Source organism: Ensifer sp. LC384 (assembly GCF_001695865.1).
In the GTDB taxonomy this organism is placed as follows: Bacteria; Pseudomonadota; Alphaproteobacteria; order Rhizobiales; family Rhizobiaceae; genus Ensifer.
Genome location: NZ_MBST01000086.1, coordinates 1 through 455, shown reverse-complemented (window position 1 = coordinate 455; position 455 = coordinate 1). Strand labels below are relative to the sequence as shown.

1 protein-coding gene is annotated in these 455 nt (G+C 66.6%); it reads left to right on the top strand.

Annotation, left to right across the window (positions count from 1 at the left end):
* On the top strand, window positions 1-455 hold a 455-nt coding region (locus BC363_RS31945), incomplete at both ends, for an ABC transporter permease subunit (RefSeq protein WP_141690518.1).

Genomic DNA, 455 nt, shown 5'->3' with positions numbered 1-455 from the left:
CCGCTGTCGGGCCTGCTCTGGCGCTCGAGCAGCCTCGGCTGGTCGCAGTTCATGACGCTGGCGCTCGATACCCGCACCTTGAATGCGCTGGAGATCAGCTTCGGCACGGCCTTTGTCGCCGCGGTCGTCAATCTGGTGTTCGGCGTCATCCTCGCCTGGGTGCTGGTGCGCTATCGTTTCCCCGGCAAGCGGGTGATCGACGCCATGGTCGACCTGCCGTTTGCGCTGCCGACGGCGGTCGCCGGCATTGCGCTGGCGACGCTTTATGCCCCCAACGGCTGGATCGGACAATTGCTGGCGCCGCTCGGCATCAAGATCGCCTTTACCCCCGCCGGCATCGTCATCGCCCTGATCTTCGTCGGCCTGCCCTTCGTCGTCCGCACCGTGCAGCCGATCATGGAGGAGATCGACAAGGAAGTGGAGGAGGCCGCCGCCACCCTCGGCGCCAGCCGCTT